The organism is Geminicoccus flavidas (assembly GCF_009806515.1).
Lineage (GTDB): Bacteria > Pseudomonadota > Alphaproteobacteria > Geminicoccales > Geminicoccaceae > Geminicoccus > Geminicoccus flavidus.
This window is the reverse complement of record NZ_WUJP01000172.1, coordinates 1-1,194: the sequence shown is the minus strand read 5'-3', so window position 1 is coordinate 1,194 and position 1,194 is coordinate 1. Positions and strand designations below refer to the sequence as shown.

General features: G+C 67.1%; 2 protein-coding genes. Both read right to left on the bottom strand.

Annotated features, from left to right (window positions below; translation table 11 throughout):
• A partial coding sequence (locus EQG76_RS04670; protein WP_159711033.1) for an NADP-dependent oxidoreductase occupies positions 1-437 on the bottom strand: 437 nt, incomplete at its 3' end.
• A 184-nt stretch (positions 438-621) separates the two neighbouring features.
• On the bottom strand, positions 622-1,194 hold a 573-nt coding region (locus tag EQG76_RS04665; RefSeq protein ID WP_159711031.1), incomplete at its 5' end, for a hypothetical protein.

Here is a 1,194-nt window from a genome sequence, read left to right as displayed (position 1 = left end):
CCGGCCTTCAGGCCCAGCCGCATCAGGACCTGGTAAGCGGTGAGGCCCGCCAGCGGCAGCCCAGCCGCCTGGTCCCAGTCCAGGCTTTTGGGCCTGCGCGCCGCCGCCTCGGCCGAGACCGTGACGAACTCGGCGAAGGTGCCGTCATGGATGAAGCTCTTGCGGGCATAGGCGATGACCTCGTCGCCCGGGCAGAACTCCGGCGTGTCGAAGCCCACCGCCTCGACCACCCCCGCCACGTCCCAGCCGGGAATGGCCGGGAAATAGGCCTGCATGATGCTATCGAGGTGGCCCGCCATGATCTTCCAGTCGACCGGGTTCACCGCGGCGCTGCGGACCCGGATCAGGATCTCGCCGGGGCCCACCTTCGGCGTGGGCAGCTCGGACTGGCGAAGGACTTCCGGACCGCCATAGCGGTCAAAGGTCATGGCCTTCATGCGGGGCTCCTGGAGGGGGAGGTGGAGGGGGATGCCCAGCCTGCAGCGACGGCGATAAGCAATCCCGCCCGGGGAGCGCAGGTTCCCTTGGTCCCGTCTCTGCATCTCCGCCGCGTGCTTCGGCTCCCGGACCGGAGGATGAGCGCCAAAGTGGGCCGCAGCGCGTGCCCGTCCCGCCGCTTGGCTAGCCGGTTGGGAGCAACTGGCACTTCGTCAGGTTGGCCCCGTTCGCCTTCGCGAACGCCAGATACTCCCGCCACCAGTCGGCGTTCCTGTCGAAGGTCGCGCGGCCAGTGCCGTCTGCCCCGAGCGTTCCCCAGATGACGACGCCGCTGGCGCCGAGCTTCTTCAGCGTGTCGAGCTGGTGGCGGAAGTAGCGCTTGGGCAGGAACTTCGTGGCCAGGCCCGGATGGTTGAGCTTGTTGTGGAACTGCATCCAGATGAACGGGTAGACTGGCTTTTTCCATTGCAGGGCCAGCTTCATCGAGTGCTGCACCATGGTGGTCCAGACCTCGAGGGTCTTCTTGCGCCGCGCCTCGGCCGTGGCGCCGACATCGTCGTACCAGTTCACGTAATAGGCCGGGAACAGCGCGTCGACCGCTTCACCCAGCCGCGAAGCCTCGGCATTGGCACGAGCGAGCAGCGGCGGTGCCTGGATGAACTCCGCGTACTGCACGCTGGCCGGGTTGCCGAAATAGTTGGTCTGGTAGCCGAAGAAGTCCTTCACCGGCGCCTCGCCATAGATGCCGTAGCGCAG